The 17346-nt window shown below is 67.3% G+C and carries 19 protein-coding genes; 9 read left to right on the top strand and 10 right to left on the bottom strand.

All coding sequences use genetic code 11. From position 1 onward, the window contains the following. Positions 1–17: 17 nt before the first annotated feature. Positions 18–593, top strand: coding sequence for an orotate phosphoribosyltransferase (gene pyrE / locus Y704_RS0107970; protein ID WP_026549733.1), 576 nt, complete (start codon positions 18–20; stop codon positions 591–593). Positions 594–631: 38 nt separating this feature from the next. Then, positions 632–1633: an alpha/beta fold hydrolase gene (locus Y704_RS0107975; protein ID WP_026549734.1), complete on the top strand. Its 1002-nt coding sequence runs from the start codon at positions 632–634 to the stop codon at positions 1631–1633. A 10-nt stretch (positions 1634–1643) separates the two neighbouring features. Here Y704_RS0107975 and Y704_RS0107980 read toward each other — a convergent pair whose 3' ends face one another. Continuing rightward, a complete protein-coding gene (locus Y704_RS0107980) occupies positions 1644–2423 on the bottom strand; it encodes an HAD-IIA family hydrolase (RefSeq protein WP_026549735.1) in 780 nt (259 codons plus the stop codon). A 63-nt stretch (positions 2424–2486) separates the two neighbouring features. Here Y704_RS0107980 and Y704_RS0107985 point away from each other — a divergent pair, with 63 nt between their 5' ends. From Y704_RS0107985 to Y704_RS19790, 4 genes are all read left to right on the top strand, one after another. Beyond that, the gene (locus Y704_RS0107985; RefSeq protein ID WP_051476819.1) at positions 2487–3149 is read left to right on the top strand and encodes a TrmH family RNA methyltransferase; all 663 of its coding nucleotides are present in this window, start codon (positions 2487–2489) and stop codon (positions 3147–3149) included. A 124-nt stretch (positions 3150–3273) separates the two neighbouring features. Further along, complete coding sequence (gene fbaA / locus Y704_RS0107990; RefSeq protein WP_026549737.1) at positions 3274–4293, top strand: class II fructose-bisphosphate aldolase; 1020 nt, start codon at positions 3274–3276, stop codon at positions 4291–4293. A 3-nt stretch (positions 4294–4296) separates the two neighbouring features. Continuing rightward, a complete protein-coding gene (locus Y704_RS0107995; protein WP_026549738.1) occupies positions 4297–4716 on the top strand; it encodes a DUF3151 domain-containing protein in 420 nt (139 codons plus the stop codon). Between the two features lie 239 nt (positions 4717–4955). Continuing rightward, on the top strand, positions 4956–5150 hold the full coding sequence (locus tag Y704_RS19790) for a helix-turn-helix domain-containing protein (RefSeq protein WP_035771970.1): 195 nt from the start codon (positions 4956–4958) through the stop codon (positions 5148–5150). Here Y704_RS19790 and Y704_RS0108005 read toward each other — a convergent pair. Beyond that, positions 5147–5758 (bottom strand): hypothetical protein, encoded by a 612-nt coding sequence (locus Y704_RS0108005; RefSeq protein WP_026549739.1) that lies wholly within the window; start codon positions 5756–5758, stop codon positions 5147–5149. The two genes, Y704_RS19790 and Y704_RS0108005, sit on opposite strands and share 4 nt — an antisense overlap. 196 nt (positions 5759–5954) lie before the next feature. Between Y704_RS0108005 and Y704_RS0108010 the strand changes: the two genes are divergently transcribed. Further along, positions 5955–7244 carry an adenylosuccinate synthase gene (locus Y704_RS0108010; RefSeq protein ID WP_026549740.1) on the top strand — a complete coding sequence of 430 codons (1290 nt, stop codon included), beginning with the start codon at positions 5955–5957 and terminating at the stop codon, positions 7242–7244. A 10-nt stretch (positions 7245–7254) separates the two neighbouring features. On the opposite strand, the gene Y704_RS0108015 is transcribed toward Y704_RS0108010, so the two are convergent. Next, positions 7255–7749, bottom strand: a complete 495-nt coding sequence (locus Y704_RS0108015) for a DUF427 domain-containing protein (RefSeq protein ID WP_026549741.1) — start codon at positions 7747–7749, stop codon at positions 7255–7257. A gap of 89 nt (positions 7750–7838) precedes the next feature. Here Y704_RS0108015 and Y704_RS0108020 point away from each other — a divergent pair, with 89 nt between their 5' ends. Further along, a complete protein-coding gene (locus tag Y704_RS0108020) occupies positions 7839–8645 on the top strand; it encodes a carbon-nitrogen hydrolase family protein (protein ID WP_026549742.1) in 807 nt (268 codons plus the stop codon). Positions 8646–8785: 140 nt separating this feature from the next. Here Y704_RS0108020 and Y704_RS0108025 read toward each other — a convergent pair whose 3' ends face one another. The 6 genes from Y704_RS0108025 to Y704_RS0108050 form a co-directional block, all read right to left on the bottom strand. After that, on the bottom strand, positions 8786–9304 hold the full coding sequence (locus Y704_RS0108025; RefSeq protein WP_035771971.1) for a CoA-binding protein: 519 nt from the start codon (positions 9302–9304) through the stop codon (positions 8786–8788). Next, positions 9301–10683 carry an O-acetylhomoserine aminocarboxypropyltransferase/cysteine synthase family protein gene (locus Y704_RS19795; protein WP_081747480.1) on the bottom strand — a complete coding sequence of 461 codons (1383 nt, stop codon included), beginning with the start codon at positions 10681–10683 and terminating at the stop codon, positions 9301–9303. Before Y704_RS19795 ends, Y704_RS0108025 begins: the two co-directional genes overlap by 4 nt. 211 nt (positions 10684–10894) lie before the next feature. Further along, positions 10895–12820 carry an acetate--CoA ligase gene (gene acs / locus Y704_RS19800; protein WP_051476820.1) on the bottom strand — a complete coding sequence of 642 codons (1926 nt, stop codon included), beginning with the start codon at positions 12818–12820 and terminating at the stop codon, positions 10895–10897. Then, complete coding sequence (locus Y704_RS0108040) at positions 12811–13668, bottom strand: ABC transporter permease (RefSeq protein WP_026549744.1); 858 nt, start codon at positions 13666–13668, stop codon at positions 12811–12813. Before Y704_RS0108040 ends, acs begins: the two co-directional genes overlap by 10 nt. Next, positions 13665–14708: an aliphatic sulfonate ABC transporter substrate-binding protein gene (locus Y704_RS0108045; protein WP_026549745.1), complete on the bottom strand. Its 1044-nt coding sequence runs from the start codon at positions 14706–14708 to the stop codon at positions 13665–13667. Before Y704_RS0108045 ends, Y704_RS0108040 begins: the two co-directional genes overlap by 4 nt. 78 nt (positions 14709–14786) lie before the next feature. Then, on the bottom strand, positions 14787–15602 hold the full coding sequence (locus Y704_RS0108050; protein WP_026549746.1) for an ABC transporter ATP-binding protein: 816 nt from the start codon (positions 15600–15602) through the stop codon (positions 14787–14789). A gap of 297 nt (positions 15603–15899) precedes the next feature. On the opposite strand from Y704_RS0108050, the gene Y704_RS0108055 reads away from it, so the two are divergent. Further along, entirely contained in the window at positions 15900–16313 is a 414-nt protein-coding gene (locus Y704_RS0108055; protein ID WP_026549747.1) for a CoA-binding protein, read from the top strand. Positions 16314–16321: 8 nt separating this feature from the next. Here the strand turns inward: Y704_RS0108055 and Y704_RS0108060 are convergent, their stop codons facing one another. Next, entirely contained in the window at positions 16322–17140 is an 819-nt protein-coding gene (locus Y704_RS0108060; RefSeq protein WP_026549748.1) for a DUF1206 domain-containing protein, read from the bottom strand. Positions 17141–17346 lie beyond the last annotated feature (206 nt).

The raw sequence follows: 17346 nt of genomic DNA on the forward strand, positions 1-17346 counted from the left end.
GTCGATAGACTGGCCGCATGACCGCAGATACTTCCTCCGCCCCCTCCGACCGCGCCCGGCTCCTTGAGCTGATCAAGGAGCTCGCCGTCGTGCACGAGAAGGTGACGCTTTCCAGTGGCATCGAGGCCGACTACTACATCGACCTGCGCCGCGTCACGCTGCACTCCGAGGCCTCGGCCCTGGTGGGACGGGTGATGCTGGCACTGCTCGACGACGCCGGCATCCGGTTCCGGAGCGCCGGCGGCCTGACCATGGGGGCGGACCCGGTGGGCACCGCCGTGATGCACGCTGCCTCCCAGGCAGGCCGTGCCGTCGATGCGTTCGTGGTGCGCAAGGCACAGAAGACGTACGGGATGGCGCGCCAGGTGGAGGGACCCGACGTCGCGGGCCGCCCCGTCGTCGTCCTCGAGGACACCTCCACAACCGGCGGGTCGGCGCTGACGGCCGTCGAGGGCGTGCGGAAGGCCGGCGGCGAGGTGCAGGCCGTCGCCGTCATCGTGGACCGCAGCACCGGCTCGAAGGAGCGGATCGAAACCGAAGCGGGGGTCCCCTATCTCTTCGCGTTCGGGAAGGACGAGCTCGGTCTCGCCTAGCGGCCTGATCGTCGTCCTGGGTGGGAGGAAGGGCCTGCATGACCGGTGATGCAGAGCGGTTCCTTGCCTCCTCGAGCGACCTCTCCGGCTTCTCCCGGAGGGCATTCCTGATCGGCTCCGGACTGGGGGTGACACTCGCCGCGGACCTCGCAGTGACCCGGCGCATCCAGCGGCAACGCGAGGAACTGCGCATTTTGCCGCTCGATGACGACTCGGCCGGCACCAGTTTCCCCGACGCGAGCTGGGTCCTCTTCCCGGGGTACAAGACCAGCTGGGAGGAGGGCCTCTGGATCCTCAACTCCCTCCGGCCGACACTGTCGCGGCGCGGCCGGATGGCTGTGGTGGGCTACTCGAACCGGGGCCTGGACATCAACAACATCGTGGCGGCGATGAACCGGTACGTGCGGAATTTCCAGCTGGAGAAGCTGTATTTGTACGGCCACAGCTTCGGCGGCATGGTGGCGGTCGAGGTGGCGGCGCGCCTCGCGGAGCGGGGAATCCCGGTGGAACTGATCCTGCTCGACTCGAGCCCGCACGGCCGGGACGACGTGCTGGACCAGCGGATGTTCGAGGGCGTGGTCTTCCTCTACGAGGCCGGATACCGGGTACCCATCGTGGTGCGCGGCGGTTATGAGCTCGGTGAGCGGATCGTCCACAAGAATGAGCGCTCGTGGCGCCAGATCGTGGACCAGACTCTTGAACAGCTCTCACCCCTGGCCCCCAGCAGCGCCCTCATCCAGTCCCAGGCCTCCTACATCTACCGCTTCAATGTCGGGCGCTTCGCGGGCGCGCTCGGGGAGGCCCGCATGGCGTTCATCGGCAACCCGAACGACGCCGTCGTCAATTACGCGCTCGCACGCCCCGGGTGGGCCGCGGCGTTCCCGGAGCATATGGTTTCGGCCGACCTCGTGACCACCGGCGCCCTCCCCGCCCACGCGAGCCCCCAGTGGAATCCGCTGATCTACCGGACGGTCGTCCAGACCATCCAGGACGAACTGATCCCGCTGCCGGCCGGCGGCGGGCGGAAGTCGGCTATCTGATGTCGGCTATCTAGACCTGATCGATGAGGTCGGCCACGGAGTCGAGGATCTGGGCCGGCCGGAAGGGGTAGGCGTCGATGTCGCTGCGCTGGGTGATGCCGCTGAGGACGAGGACCGTGTGGAGCCCGGCCTCCATGCCCGCGATGATGTCGGTGTCCATCCGGTCCCCGATCATCGCCGTCGTTTCCGAGTGCGCGTCGATCTGGTTCATGGCGGAGCGGAACATCATGGGATTGGGCTTGCCGACAATGTAGGGGGCCCGGTTGGTCGCGGCGGTGATCATGGCGGCGATCGCGCCGGTGGCGGGAAGCGGGCCCTCCTTCGAGGGCCCCGTGACATCGGGGTTGGTGGCGATGAAGCGGGCGCCGTCGAGGATCAGCCGGACCGCCTTGGTGATCGCCTCGAAGGAGTACGTGCGGGTTTCGCCGAGCACCACGTAGTCGGGAGTGGAGTCGGTGAGGACGAAGCCCGCTTCGTGCAGCGCCGTGGTCAGCCCGGCCTCGCCGATCACGTAGGCGCGGCCTCCGGGAAGCTGGTCCTTGAGGAACTGCGCCGTGGCCAGGGCCGAGGTCCACAGGTTCTCCTCGGGAATCTCGAGCCCGGAGGATTTCAGCCGAGCGGCGAGGTCCCTCGGAGTGTAGATCGAGTTGTTGGTCAGCACGAGGAAGCGTTTCGAGGTGGCCACCCAGCGGTCGATGAGCTCGGCCGCACCGGGAATGGCGGAGTTCTCGTGAACGAGCACGCCGTCCATGTCGGTGAGCCAGCATTCGATGTGTTCGTTCTCCCGCATGGGCTTCCTTCGCTGGTGGGGATGCTGACGATCAGGCCCAGTCTTTCACCTTAGGCTGGAGTGGTGAAAGAGAGCATCGAGGTTGCCGTGCCCGGCACGAAGCCGCCGGAGCCCGCGCCTGCCGTCGGCGTCGGCCCCTGGGAGGGCGAGTGGCCGGAGGGCGGGCAGTGGGATGAGGAACTGCTGGCCGCGGGGGATACACGCAATGTGGTGGACGCCTACCGGTACTGGAGGCACGAGGCGATCGTCGCCGACCTCGACACCCGGCGGCACCCGTTCCACGTGGCCATCGAAAACTGGCAGCACGACCTGAACATCGGCTCGGTGGTCCGAACGGCCAACGCGTTCCTCGCGAAGGAGGTCCACATCATCGGACGACGCCGGTGGAACCGGCGCGGTGCGATGGTCACCGACCGCTACCAGCATGTGCGGCACCATTCCACCGTGGAGGAGTTCGTCGCCTGGGCACAGGGTGAGGGCCTGCGGATCGTGGGAATCGACAATTTCCCCGATTCGGTGCCGCTCGAGACCTATGAGCTTCCCGAGAGGTGCGTCCTCGTGTTCGGGCAGGAGGGCCCCGGCCTGACGGAGGACATCCACGCCGCCGCCGATGCGACCCTGTCCATTGCGCAGTTCGGGTCGACGCGGTCCATGAACGCCTCAGCCGCTGCGGCCATCGCGATGCACGGCTGGGTGCGCCGGCACGTCTTCGCGCAGCCGGTCTGATGGCGTTCCCGGGCGCGGCGGCCGTCGGCTGACCGCAGGTTCGTCGGCGGCGTGAACCCTGCGCGGTCAGGCCCTGATCGCTAGGATGAAGCAAGCAGTTCCCATCCATGAAGGAGTCAGCAGCATGCCAATTGCCACACCTGAGGTCTACGCCGACATGATCGACCGTGCGAAGGCGGGCGGATTTGCTTACCCGGCTGTGAACGTCACCTCCTCCCAGACACTGAACGCCGCCATGCGGGGTTTCGCCGAGGCGGGATCCGACGGCATCGTGCAGGTCTCCACGGGCGGTGCGGCCTACTGGTCCGGTGCGAGCGTCAAGGACATGGTGGCAGGTTCGTTGGGCTTCGCCGCCTTCGCCCATGAGGTTGCCAAGAAGTACGACGTGAATATCGCGCTCCACACGGACCACTGTCCCAAGGACAAGCTGGACGGCTTTGTGCTGCCGCTGCTCGCGGCGTCGGAGGAGGCCGTCCGGAACGGCGGGAATCCCATCTTCCAGTCGCACATGTGGGACGGTTCGGCTGAGACGCTCGAGGAGAACCTGCGCATCGCCCGCGAGATCCTGCCCCGCGCGGCTGCCGCGAAGATCATCCTCGAGGTGGAGATCGGCACTGTCGGGGGCGAGGAGGACGGCGTGGAGAACGCCATCAATGACAAGCTGTACACCACGGTCGAGGATGCCCTGGCGACGATCGACGCACTCGGCGCGGGTGAGCATGGCCGGTACCTGACGGCGCTCACCTTCGGCAACGTGCACGGCGTCTACAAGCCGGGCGGCGTGAAGCTGCGCCCCGCGATCCTCAAGGACATCCAGGACAAGGTGGGCGGAAAGCTCGGCAGGGACAAGCCCTTCGACCTCGTATTCCACGGGGGCTCCGGCTCCAGCGAGCAGGAGATCGCCGATGCCGTGTCCTACGGCGTCATCAAGATGAACATCGACACCGACACCCAGTACGCCTTCACCCGCCCGGTTGCCGACCACATGCTGCGCAACTACGACGGCGTGCTCAAGGTCGACGGCGAGGTCGGGAACAAGAAGGTCTACGATCCCCGCGTCTGGGGAGCTTCCGCCGAGGCAGGGCTCGCGGCCCGGGTGGTCGAGGCCGCCGCGTCGCTCGGCTCGGCCGGAAAGAAGCTCTAGGACATGTCGGACAGCTTCCGCAAGAACCTGATGGGCCCCGAGCCCACCTACCTTCCCGAGGAGCCGGAGGTTCTGCAGCGATTGGCGGCCGGAGATGAAGCCGTCGACCTCGCGGCCCGGCACCCGACGTCGTCCCTGGTCTGGGCCATCCTCGCGGACGAGGCGTACGCGGAGGGCCGCACCATCGAGTCCTACGCCTACGCGCGCACCGGCTACCACCGCGGGCTCGATTCCCTGCGCCGCAGCGGGTGGCGCGGAACCGGTCCGGTGCCCTACTCCCATGAGCCGAACCGCGGCTTCCTCCGGGCGCTCTACGCGCTCGGGCGTGCCGCGGCGTCGATCGGCGAGATAGAGGAAGCAGAACGGATTGCGGCGCTCCTCCGGGACTCCGATCCGGAAGCGAGCGCACAGCTGGGGTCGTAACGACCGGCGCACAACCTCTAACACATACCACGCCGTACCAGAAAAAGGGAGCCACCATTCCGGTGGCTCCCTTTTTGCCCTCAAAGTCCAGTGAAGGACGCGGGATGCCCGTAGTGCGGCGTCGGACTACTTGGTCAGACCGGGTAGAAACAGGTAGCAATGACGGTTGTGCAACCTTCAATCACGAGTCCACAGTTAAAGGAGTCAACCAACGTGTTTCAGGAGACGAAAGGTACACGATGTCGCTTGCTGGAGTTGTTACGGGAGAGCTCTACACAGTGTCCGAGGTGGCCGCACTGATGCGGGTATCGAAGATGACGGTTTACCGCATGGTCCAGTCGGGGGCCATGAACAGCATCCGGTTCGGGCGCTCCTACCGAGTTCCCGAGGACGCTGTCCGGAAGTACCTGGAGCAGATGAACCCGGGCCACTAGGCAGCTTGTCCCGTGGCGTGAAGAATCGTCGTCACCACCGCCACCAGGGCCGGCGCCGGCGGAGCCGAGCTGAATCCGAAACGCACGGGTGGGGTCACGGGCGCGAGGGCGCCGAGGTCCTGACCGTTCCAGGACGCTGAAGCGCCCGTGATGGAGCGGATGGAGAGCACCCCGTAGTACTCCCGCCGGCCGTTGCCTGCGGACCCAGCGGTGCGGACACCCTTCATCATCATGCGGGCCAGCGGATTGACCAGCGTGAGCCAGCGCGGGCTGGCGGCAAGCCGCGCCGGGATGAGCGCGAGCGCGCGTCCGAGAACCGTCGTCCGGCCGATGTCGGCCGAAAGCCGAAGCACCCCCGCGTCGAGGGTCAGCTGCTGACGGGTGAGCGTCCACGTCACCGGCGTGATGACGACCTCGTCGAAGGTGTAGGTGGCACGCACGTAGTCGGCGATGCCGCGCTCCGGAGCGAGCAGCGTCCGGTGGCCGGCCGCGGTCTCGACCATCACGTCGGCGAACCGTCCGAAGCGGGACGAGTCCCACAGGCCCACCACCAGCCGGGTCCCCGCCGCTGTGCCGATGCCGGCGATGTGTCCAACGAATCGATCCATGGCCCCATTCTGCCCGACCGGGCACCCGCCTCCGGCCCCTTTCGACGGCCCCTTGCCTGCTCGGCTAAACTCGGGGAGTAAGAGCCCCAGGGTCCGCGCCGGAAACGGCAAGAATCCTTGGGGCGTTCTCATGCATGGCTCCAGGCGGGCCCCGGAACGGGGACCCGAGGATCCGTGACGATTGGGGGAGGATCCCATGCCAGCAATCGTGATTGTCGGAGCCCAGTGGGGCGACGAGGGTAAGGGCAAGGCAACCGATCTGCTCGGAGGGCGCGTCGACTACGTCGTCAAGCCCAACGGCGGCAACAACGCCGGCCACACGGTGGTGGTGGGTGGTGAGAAGTACGAGCTGAAGCTCCTTCCCGCCGGTATCCTCAGCCCCAACGCCATTCCGATCATCGGCAACGGCTGCGTGATCAACCTCGAGGCACTCTTCGAGGAGATCGACGGCCTCCAGGCGCGCGGCGCGGACACCTCGAAGCTGCGCGTGTCGGCGAACGCCCACCTCGTGGCCCCCTACCACCAGGTCCTCGACAAGGTCACCGAACGTTTCCTCGGCAAGCGCGCCATCGGCACCACGGGACGCGGCATCGGCCCCGCCTACATGGACAAGGTGGCGAGGCTGGGCCTCCGCGTCCAGGACGTCTTCGACGAGTCGATCCTCCGCCAGAAGGTCGAGGGTTCGCTCAAGCAGAAGAACGAACTGCTGGTCAAGGTCTACAACCGCCGCGACGTCGAGGTGGACGAGGTGGTCGAGTACTTCCTGGCTTTCGCGGAACGCCTGCGGCCGCTGGTCATCGACTCCACGTTCGTCCTCAACCAGGCGCTCGACGCCGGCAAGGTGGTCCTCATGGAGGGCGGCCAGGCCACCTTCCTCGACGTGGACCACGGCACCTACCCCTTCGTGACGTCGTCGAACCCCACCGCGGGCGGCGCGTCGGTGGGCTCGGGCATCGGCCCCACCCGGATCAGCCGCGCGGTGGGCATCATCAAGGCCTACACGACGCGCGTGGGTGCCGGTCCGTTCCCCACGGAGCTCTTCGACGACATGGGCCTGTATCTGCAGAAGAAGGGCGGCGAGTTCGGAGTCAACACCGGCCGCCCCCGGCGCTGCGGCTGGTACGACGCCGTGCTGGCCCGTCACGCCTCCCGCGTCAACGGCTTCACCGATTACTTCGTGACCAAGCTCGACGTCCTCACCGGCATCGAGCGGATTCCCGTCTGCGTGGCTTACGACGTCGACGGCGTGCGGCACGATGAGATGCCCATGACGCAGACCGAGTTCCACCACGCGAAGCCCGTCTTCGAGTACTTCGACGGCTGGACCGAGGACATCACGACGGCCCGCACGATCGAGGACCTGCCCGACAATGCTCAGGCCTACGTGCGTGCCCTCGAGAAGATGTCCGGTACGAGGTTCTCGGCCATCGGTGTGGGCCCCGACCGCGACCAGACCATCGTGGTCAACGACCTTATCGCGGGCTGATAACGCTCCGCTACCAGCCCCAGGTGCCGGGGGCTCCCTTGAACGGGCCGACGATCGCTGCGGTGATCCAGCCGCCGTAGAAGTCTCCGTCCTGCGCCTGTACCGTCTCGCCGTCGACCTCGCAGCTGTCCATCCTGCTGGGATAGATGGCGGCCCGCGTTGCCAGATCCCCGTAGCCGTGTACCGGCCGGGGGTAGGTCCACGCTGCGCGCAGGGCGCGTGAGGCGCCGGCCACGACGTCGAAATAGGCCGCTTCCCCCTTGAATTCGCAGAAGCTGGTGCCCGCGGCGGGCACCAGTGCGCCGGGCGCGAAATCGGCCAGCGGCAGGTAGTAGACCGGAGGATGGCTTGTCTCGAGCACCCGGACGGCGCTGGTCGTTTCCGCGATGAGAACTCCTCCGAAACGCACCACGATCTTCTCGGCAAGCTGCTCGACCCGTGGTGGCCGGGGGTAGTCCCACACGCTTTCCTGGCCCGGGCCGGGGATGATCCGCGATTTCTTCATGACCTAACCGTAACAACGCGCCCGGAGGAAAAGGGTGGCAAGTCTGTAGGCTGGAAGCAAACGTCATCGGTGGAGTTAGGGCGGCACGAATGTTGGTCAGCGTAGGGCAGTTCCGGCCGGGTGGGGATACCGCCGCCAATCTCGAGGTGATGCGCGGGCTCGCTGCGGAGGCGAGCGCCGAGGGATCGGACCTCATAGTCTTTCCCGAGGAATCGATGTTCTCGATCGGGAAGGTCGAGGGTCCGCTCGAGGCCGCGGTCGACGCCAACTGGACCGGTTTTGTGCAGCAACTGTCCTTCATCGCCGCCGAGCACGGCATCGCCGTCGTGGCCGGTGGCTATGAGTCCAGCGGGGAGGAGCGCCCGTTCAACACGCTCGTCCTGATCGACAGCACGGGCCGGATCGCGGACACCTACCGGAAGCTGCACCTGTACGACGCCTTCAGCTACCGGGAGTCCAACCGGATCAAGCCGGGTGACGGCGGCATCACGGTGGTGCCGGTGGGAGACATGTCGGTGGGCCTCATGACCTGCTACGACGTCCGGTTTCCCGAACAGGCGCGGGCGCTGGCCGACGCCGGGGCTGACCTCATCTGCGTCCCCGCGGCCTGGTTCAAGGGCGAACACAAGGTTGAACATTGGGAGACCCTGTTGAAGGCGCGGGCCATCGAGAACACAGTATGGGTGGCCGCCGCCGGAACCTCGAGCGGGCACACGATCGGCCACTCCGCCATCCTCGACCCGATGGGCGTTGCGCACGTTCACCTCGAGGACGAGGAGCGCGGAGTCGTCACCACGGAGGTGACCCGGCGCAGGGTCGACGACGTCCGCGAGTTCCTGCCCGTCCTGAGGAACCGCCGCTTTGCCCGCAACAGCGAGATCGTCGAGTCGCTCTGACCGGCACGCCGCTGGCCGCGTTCACCACGGGTTCACCTATGCTGGGGAACGAAGTGCCGCACCGGAGCTGACCCCCATCAGGCCCCGGTGCGGCCTTTTCATCGCCGGTGCGGCTTTCCAGCGCCGCGTTCAGCAGCTGGTCAGGTCGTGATCTGCCGCTTCGAGGAAATGACGCCGGTGTTGAAGCCGGCGAGATTGAGCCCTCCGTGGAACCTCGCGTGCTCTATCTTGATGCAGCGGTCCATCACCACGTTCATGCCCGCAGTTTCCGCTTCCCGCGCCACGTCCTCATGCCAGGAGCCGAGCTGCAGCCACAGGGTTCCCGCTCCCACGTCGCGCGCCTCGGCAAGCACCGACGGCAGGTCATCGTGCCTGCGGAACACATCGACGACGTCGGGCACTTCCGGGAGGTCGGCCAGCGACGCGTAGGCAGGTTGGCCGAGGATCTCCCTGGCCACCGGGTTGACGAAATACAGGCGGTAGGGCGACGACGACTGCAGGTACGTCGCCACGAAGTACGAGGCGCGCGACGGTTTGTCCGAGGCGCCGACGATGGCGATCGACCGGGCCGAACGCAGCAGATTGAGCCGCTCCGGCGCCGACGGGCCTTCCCAAGTCCGGGCCGGCACCGTTGGATGTTCCTCGCTGATGGTGCTCATGCTCCGACTCCTACCGCACTGGTGCGGGACTGGTCCTGCTCGTTGTTTGCGGCCGGCACCTGTGGGAGCTCGGCGTCGTCGGTCGGGTCCCCCGACTCGACGGCAGTCTCCAGGGCCTGGTCGAGGTCCCACAGGATGTCCTCGAGGTCCTCGAGTCCCACCGAGATGCGGACGAGGTCCTCGGGGATGCCCGCCGCCGCCAGCTGATCCGCGGAAAGCTGCTGGTGGGTGGTGGATCCGGGGTGGATCACGAGGGTTCGCGAATCCCCGACGTTCGCCAGGTGCGAGGCCAGCTGCAGTGACTCGATGAACTTCTGCCCCGCTGCGCGTCCGCCCCTGACACCGAAGCTGAAGACCGAACCGGGGCCGTGAGGGAAGTACTTCTGCGCCCGGGCGTGGTGCTGATGCGTCGGCAGTCCCGCATAGTTCACGTACTCGATCCGGGGATCCGCCTGCAGCCACTCGGCGACGGCCTGCGCGTTCCTGAGGTGCTCGTCGAGGCGCTGCGCCAGGGTCTCGACGCCCTGCAGCAGCTGGAACGCGGACATCGGCGACAGCGAGGGACCGATGTCGCGCAGCTGCTCGGTGCGGAGCTTCGTGAGGAACCCGTACTCGCCGAAGTTGGCCCACCACTGGATGTTGCCGTAGGAGGGCACCGGCTCGGTCATCATGGGGAACTTGCCGTTGCCCCAGTCGAAGCGGCCGCTCTCCACGATCACCCCGCCGAGCGTGGTGCCGTGCCCGCCGATGAACTTCGTGGCGGAGTGGATGACGATGTCGGCACCGTGCTCGATCGGCCGGATGAGGTACGGCGTGCTCAGCGTGGAGTCGACGATGAGCGGCACCCCGGCGTCGTGCGCGACCTTCGCAAGCCCTTCGAGGTCGGCGATCTCGCCGGAGGGGTTGGCGATGACCTCGGCGTAGACGGCTTTCGTGTTGTCCTGGATGGCGGCCGCGTAGTCTGCCGGGTCGGTGCCGGGAACGAAGGTGGTCTCGATGCCGAACCGGCGCAGCGTGACATCGAGCTGCGTCACCGTCCCGCCGTACAGCTGGGACGCCGCGACGATGTGATCGCCGGCCTGGCAGAGAGCGGCGAAGGTGAGAAATTCCGCGCTCATGCCCGACGCGGTGGCCACCGCTCCGATGCCGCCCTCGAGGGAGGCGATGCGCTCCTCGAACGCGGCCACGGTGGGGTTCCCGATGCGGGAGTAGATGTTGCCGTACTTCTGCAGTGCGAAGAGGTTCGCGGCGTCGTTGGTGTCCTTGAACACGAACGACGTCGTCTGGTAGATGGGCACTGCGCGGGCGCCGTGCGTCGCGTCGGGGGTGCCGCCGGCATGGAGTGCGCGGGTACGGAAACCGAAGGTCTTTTCTGCCATCAAACGCCTGCCTTGTTGTCGTCGAAGTTCCAGTTGGTGCGCTGCGGGACCCAGGTTTGCTGCGGCGTCGGTGAGCCGGATCTCCCGGCCGCTCGGGATGGTCGTGTCCAAGTCTGACAGGGTGCGGGGTAGCCGGCCAACAATGTGTCGGGCCGGGAACGTCACATTGGGAACCGGGCGGCGCCCAACGACGGGCTGCAGGGTAGGCCTGCTACCGCTTCGCCAGTACCGCCGCGATCCCCGGAATGCAGTCCTCGTTCTGCAGCGAGGTGGTGTCCCCGAGCGTCCCGCCCTCGTACAGCTGCGTCAGCAGGCGGCGCATAATCTTGCCCGAGCGCGTCTTGGGAACATCGTCCACCACGACGACGGCGGAGGGCCGGGCGACCGCCCCGATCACCGTCGTGACGTGGGCCCGCAGGTCGGCGGCGATGTCCTGCGAGCGGTCGGCGCCGGGCGCGAGGACGACGAAGGCCGCGATCGCATGCCCCGTGAGCGGATCCGCGACCGGACATACGCCCGCCTCGGTGACGAAGGGATGCGCCACGAGCGCTGACTCGATCTCGATCGTCGACAGCCGGTGGCCCGACACGTTGATGACGTCGTCGACGCGGCCGAGGATCCAGGTGTCCCCGTCGTCGTCGTACTTCGCGCCGTCCCCTGCCAGGAACCAGCCCTGCGCCGCGAACTTCCGCCAGTAGGAGTCCAGGTAGCGCTGCGGGTCGCCCCAGACGGTGCGGGCCATGGCGGGGCCGTGCCGGTCCACCACGATCAGGCCCTGCACGCCGGACGGCACGGGGTCTCCGGCGTCATCGACGATGCGCGTGCTCACCCCGGGGAGCGCGCGCGAGGCGCAGCCCGGTTTGAAGGATCCGTCCAGCTGGCTGGGCGAGAGCACCGTGGCTCCCGTTTCGGACTGCCACCAGGTGTCCACCACGGGCACCGTTCCCCGGCCGAGGTTGGCGCGGAACCAACGCCAGGCCTCGGGGTTCACCGCCTCGCCGACGGTCCCCAGCACGCGGATGCTCGACAAGTCGTAGTTCCCGGGCACGCCGTCGGGGAACCAGCCCATGAGCGAGCGCACCAGCGTGGGAGCCGTGTAGTAGCTGGTGACGCCGTAGCGCTCGATGACCTCGAAGTGGCGGCCGGGATGCGGCGTATTCGGCGTCCCCTCGAAGATCACCTGCGTGGCGCCGTTCGAGAGCGGGCCGTAGATCTCATAGGTGTGGGCCGTGACCCAGGCGAGGTCGGCCGTGCACCAGTGGACATCGGCGGAGCGCAGCGCCGGGTCGGGATTGCTGAAGAGGTGCTCGAAGCTCCACGAGGCCTGCGTCAGGTACCCGCCGGAGGTGTGGACCAGGCCCTTCGGCTTCCCGGTGGTGCCCGAGGTGTACATGATGAACAGCGGCGTTTCGGCGTCGAACGCCTCCGCCTCGTGCTGCGGCGACGCGGCCGCCACGGCGTCATGCCACCAGACGTCGCGCTCCGGTGTCCAGTCGATGTCCGAGCCCGTGCGGCAGATCACGAGCACGTGCTCGATGGACTCCACGCCGGCCACGGCGGCATCGGCGTTCGCCTTGACGGGTACTGCCTTTCCCCGGCGGTACTGCCCGTCGGTGGTGACGAGCAGCTTCGCCCCGGTGTCCTCGACCCGGAACCGCAGTGCCTCGGCCGAGAAGCCGCCGAAGACGAGTGAGTGGACGGCTCCGATCCGGGCGCAGGCAAGGGTCACCACCACCGTCTCCACCAGGACCGGAAGGTAGATGACCACGCGGTCGCCCTTCCCGACGCCGAGGGCCAGCAGGGCGTTCGCGGCGCGGGCGACCTCCTCCTGCAGATCGGAGTAGGTCACGGTGCGCCGGTCGCCGGGCTCGCCTTCGAAGAACAGGGCGGTTGTGCTGCCGTTGCCCGCGGCGACATGCCGGTCCACGCAGTTCTCGGCGACGTTGAGCTTCCCGCCCGAGAACCATTCGAGAACGGGCACCGACAGCTCGCCGTCCGGCGCCGGACGCGCAGGCTCGAAGGTGTGGGCGGTATGCCATTCCTCGGCCCAGTCGAGCCGGCGGGCCTGCTCTTCCCAGAACGCGATGCGCGCGGCTTCGGTGAGTAGGGGATCCTGCTCAGTGACGTTCAGGCCCATCGGCGGACGGCCCACCTTTCCGCCAAGCCCAGCAGGGCATCGGTGGTCTTGCCGATGACCGCGAGCAGGATGATCGCCAGGAGGATGCGGTCCACCCGGCCGTTGTTCTGTGAGTCGATGAGCAGGAACCCGAGGCCCATCGAGGAGGCGATCAGTTCAGCCGCGACGAGGAACAGCCACGACTGCGCCAGGGCGAGCCGCAGTCCGGAGAAGAGGGCAGGAACGACGGCGGGCAACTGCACCGTGGTCAGCAGCCGGATGCCTTTCAGGCCGAAGGCCCGCCCCGCCTCCACGAGGTTCCGGTCCACATGGCGCAGTCCGAGGTAGAGCGTGGTGAAGACGGGGAAGAAGGCTCCGATCAGGATGAGCGTGACCTTCGAATCCTCGTTGATGCCGATCCACAGGATGAGCAGCGGAACCCACGCGAGCGAGGGCACTGCGCGGATCGCCCCGACCGTGGGAGTCAACAGCAGGTCCGCGATGCGGGAGAGCCCGAGCAGGGCGCCGAAGACGACGCCCAGCGCTGCACCCGCGAGGAATCCGATAAGGACGCGCTGCGTCGAGATGAGGATGTGGTTGAGAAGTTCGCCACGGTTGAGAAGCTCGACGGCGGCAGTTCCCACTGCGCGCGGCGACTGCAGTTCGGCAGGACTGAAGTAGCCGGTCTCGGTGCTGATGTGCCACGCCACGAGGAGGGCCGCCGGGACGATCAGGCCGATCAGGACGGCCGAGAGCCGGTTGACGGCGCGACCGGCCGGCCGGGACGGAGCGGGGGTCCTTCCCGCTTCCGACCCGTCAGGGCCCTGTTGGTTCACCGGCGTGCTGCCGGTGCCGATCAACCCACTCATGAGGAGGCCGCGATGGCTACCGGATCAGCGCTCTTCACCAGCGAGTCGTCGAAGAGGGTGTCCAGTGCGTCGTCGATCTGTTCCTGGCTGGCGACGTCGCCGGTTTCGACGAAGACGGGACCGATCTTCTCGAGCACCGTGCGCTGGGCATCACCGGGGGCCGGATCGACGTCGAGGTTGGTGCGGTCGAGAATCACTGCACTCGCGACCGCCGGATCGATGCCCGCGACGTCGGCGAGGATTGCAGCGGTCTCCTCGGGATTGGCCTGAGCCCATTCCCGCGCCCTTTCGTAGGCATTCACCACCGTCTGGGCGACGTCGGGTTTCTCGGTCAGGAAGGTCTCGGTGGCGTTGAGGAAGCCGTAGGTGTTGAAGTCGATGTCTCGGAAGAAGAGCCCGGCGCCGTCCTGCTCCGCCGACGCCATAATGGGGTCCAGGCCGGACCAGGCGTCCACCGCACCGCTCGCAAGAGCGGCACGCCCGTCGGCGTGCTGGAGGTTCTGCACCTCGACCTCGGACACGTCCACGCCCGCGGATTCGAGGGCCTGCAGGAGGAAGAAGTAGGGGTCGGTGCCCTTGGTGGCTGCAACGGACTTGCCGCGGAGGTCCTCCACGCTCTCGATACCCGAACCCGGCAGCGCCACGAGGGCAGCCCACTCCGGCTGCGAGTAGATGTCGATGGTCTTGATCGGCGACCCGTTCGACCGGGCGAGCAGGGCAGCCGATCCGGCGGTGGATCCCACGTCGATGGCACCGGCACGCAGCGCCTCGTTGGCCTTGTTGGAGCCGGCCGACTGCACCCAGTTCACGGTGATGTCCTGCTCGGCCAGCTCATCCTCCAGCCAGCCCTGCTCCTTGATGATGAGGCTCAGGGGGTTGTAGGTGGCGAAGTCGATGTTGAGCGTGCCGCCTTCGGTGACTCCCTCCGCTGCCGCGGTATCGGCCGATGTTGACGCGTTCTCGCCTGCAAGGCATCCGGTGAGACTCAGGGAGAGGGCTGTGGCGAGGGCTGCGGTACTGATGAGCGAACGGCGTTTCATGGGAATCCTTTGGAGGTGGCATGCGGGAAGGAGGGATGCCCGGAGGAATGCCGGGGTCGAACGGGAGCTGAGCGCGGGTCAGTGCCCGGTAACGCCCAGCATTCGCAGGAGCGAGCTGCGCAGGGCGCCGAGCTCGGCGGAGTTGCGGTCGCGGGGACGCTCTCCGGGAACGGAAACGAGCTCCGAGATGGTGTAGCCCGGGCCGTCGTCGTCCCTGCGCCCCAGCACGAGGATCCGGTCGGCGAGTTGGAGGGCTTCGTCGACGTCGTGGGTCACCAGGAGTACCGTGGTGGGCTGCGCCTGGTGGATCTCCAGGAGGAGGTCCTGCATCCTGATCCGGGTGAGCGCATCGAGGGCGCCGAACGGTTCGTCGAGCAGGAGGACGCCGGGGTTGCGTGCCAGCGCCCTGGCCAGCGACGTGCGCTGGGCCATGCCGCCGGACACCTCGCGCGGCCGGTGCTTGGCGAAGCGGTCCAGGCCCACCAGATCCAGGAGCTCGAGGACTTTGGCCTTGCCGGCACTGGCACTGGAGGTCTTCGGCAGGCCGATGGCGACGTTCGCCTGCAGCGTGTGCCAGGGGAGCAGGCGCGGTTCCTGGAAGGCCACGGCGCAGCGCTCGTCGATTCCGTTGACCGGTGTTCCGTCGATCAGGACGGCGCCGGTGTCGGGAATGTCGAGGCCGGCCGCGGCGCGGAGCAGCGTGGACTTGCCGCAGCCGCTGGTACCCAGGATGGCGAGGATCTCGCCGGCCTTCACGTCCACGGTGATGTCGCGCAGCACCACCTGACGGGCCCCGGCGGCGCCGAAGCTGCGGCCGAGCTGCGAGAAAGTCACGCCGAGCGCCTGCTTGCTGCGCGTTTCGGTCGTGCTGGTGCGGGATGCCAAAACAGTCATGGTTACTCCATCGGTCCTGGCGGTAGCACCCTACGGAACAAGCCTTGCCGGCGCCCTTCGGCGTACGGTGCCCGTGGCTTGCTCCTTGTTATTGCCGGTATCAGGGGGATACGGACAACCAGGGTTGCTGCGGCTTCACTGATCCAGGTCTCTCGGCCGCTCGGGATGGTCAATATCAATGAAACGCCCGGAAACCCCTTCACCACAAGTCGACGCCGTAACAAAGCGACACCCTGCACCGGCGGTGTTTCGAAGCCACAACGCCTAGGCTGGACGGGATTCGACGAAAGGTGAGCCATGACGCATCGAAACGACCCCGCCCTCATCCGCCGGTTGCTGACCTCCCGCGGGCGCTGGGCGGTTGTCGGCCTGTCCGGTAATCCGGGACGCGCCGCCGTGGGGGTGTCACGTTTCCTCCGCGACCTCGGTATGGAGATCATTCCGGTCAGTCTGAAGGGCGACGACGTCCACGGTGCGACCGGCTATCGAACGCTCGCGGAGATCCCCGGGGAAATCGACGTCGTCGACTGCTTCGTGAATTCCATGCGGGTCGGCGCGGTGGTGGACCAGGCGATCGCTGAAGGAGCCCGGGCCGTGTGGCTGCAGCTGGGAGTGGTCGACGAGGCTGCGGCGGAGCGCGCGAAGGCGGCGGGGCTGGACGTCGTCATGGACGCCTGCCCGGTGATCGAGGCGCCGCAGCTGGGGTTGTAATCCGGCGGTTACATGCGCTGGTAGCGGGAACGCACCACCAGAAAGGCCCCGTAGCAGATGAGTCCTACGGCTACCGCGCCGAGTATCCAGATGCCGAACGGCTGCTCCTGGAGGGACTTCAGCGCGCCATCGATCCCCGTCGACTCCTCGGGGTTGTTTCGTACCGTTGCCAGGACCAGCAGCACGCCGAGCACCAGGAGGGCCAGGCCCTTGGCTATATACCCGGTCGACCCGAGGGCGGTGATCGCCCGCCCCGTACTGCCGCCCGGAAGTGCCGCCAGGTCCCTGCGGAACCGTTTGGTTGCGCCGCTGTAGATGAAGTAACCCCCGGTGGCGATGACACCTACTCCTACCGCGATGAGCAGTGCAGACCCTGCCGGATTGGACATCAGCGAGGCACTGAGCGATTGCGTGGAACCGCTGCTGCTCGTGGACCCGCCGAGTGCATAGATTCCGAAGGTAGCGCCGATGGCCCCGTAGGCCGCGGCCTGGCCTACGAACTTCAGTTGCCGCCCCAGTTTCTCCTTGCCGTCGAGTCGCCTCGTCGCGAAAAATGCCTCGCTGAGCATGAACAGGGCAAGGGCGCTGCAACCGAGGAAGCATGCCCAGAGGAGAATACCGCCGCCGGGGCTTGCCGCCAATTGCCCGACGGCGCCGCTCTGGTCGGCACTGCCCGACCCGCCGGAGGCAATGCGGAGGGCGATGGCGCCGATCAGAATGTGGAGCAGCCCGGCGGCGATGTATCCTGCTCGGGCTGCAAGGATGAAGCCCTTCGAATCGGTGGCGTCGTCAGCTGCCTTCGTGACTTGCCGTTCAACCTGTCCCATGGATCCTCCTGCGGATGTGTTCCCTCATCCTGCCACCCCGGAGGTGATGGGGCGCTCATTCCCAGCGATACGCTGGAACTGTCCCGGGGATTCCCGGGGCGTTTCGTCGATTCCGGAAGGTACAGGGCAGTATGAGGCAGTTCACGTATCCGGAGGTGGGTGCGACGGACCGGCAGTATCCCGAGCCGCTCGACGGGGACTGGCCC

The sequence above is a fragment of the Arthrobacter sp. Br18 genome (assembly GCF_000520555.1).
GTDB lineage: Bacteria > Actinomycetota > Actinomycetes > Actinomycetales > Micrococcaceae > Arthrobacter_D.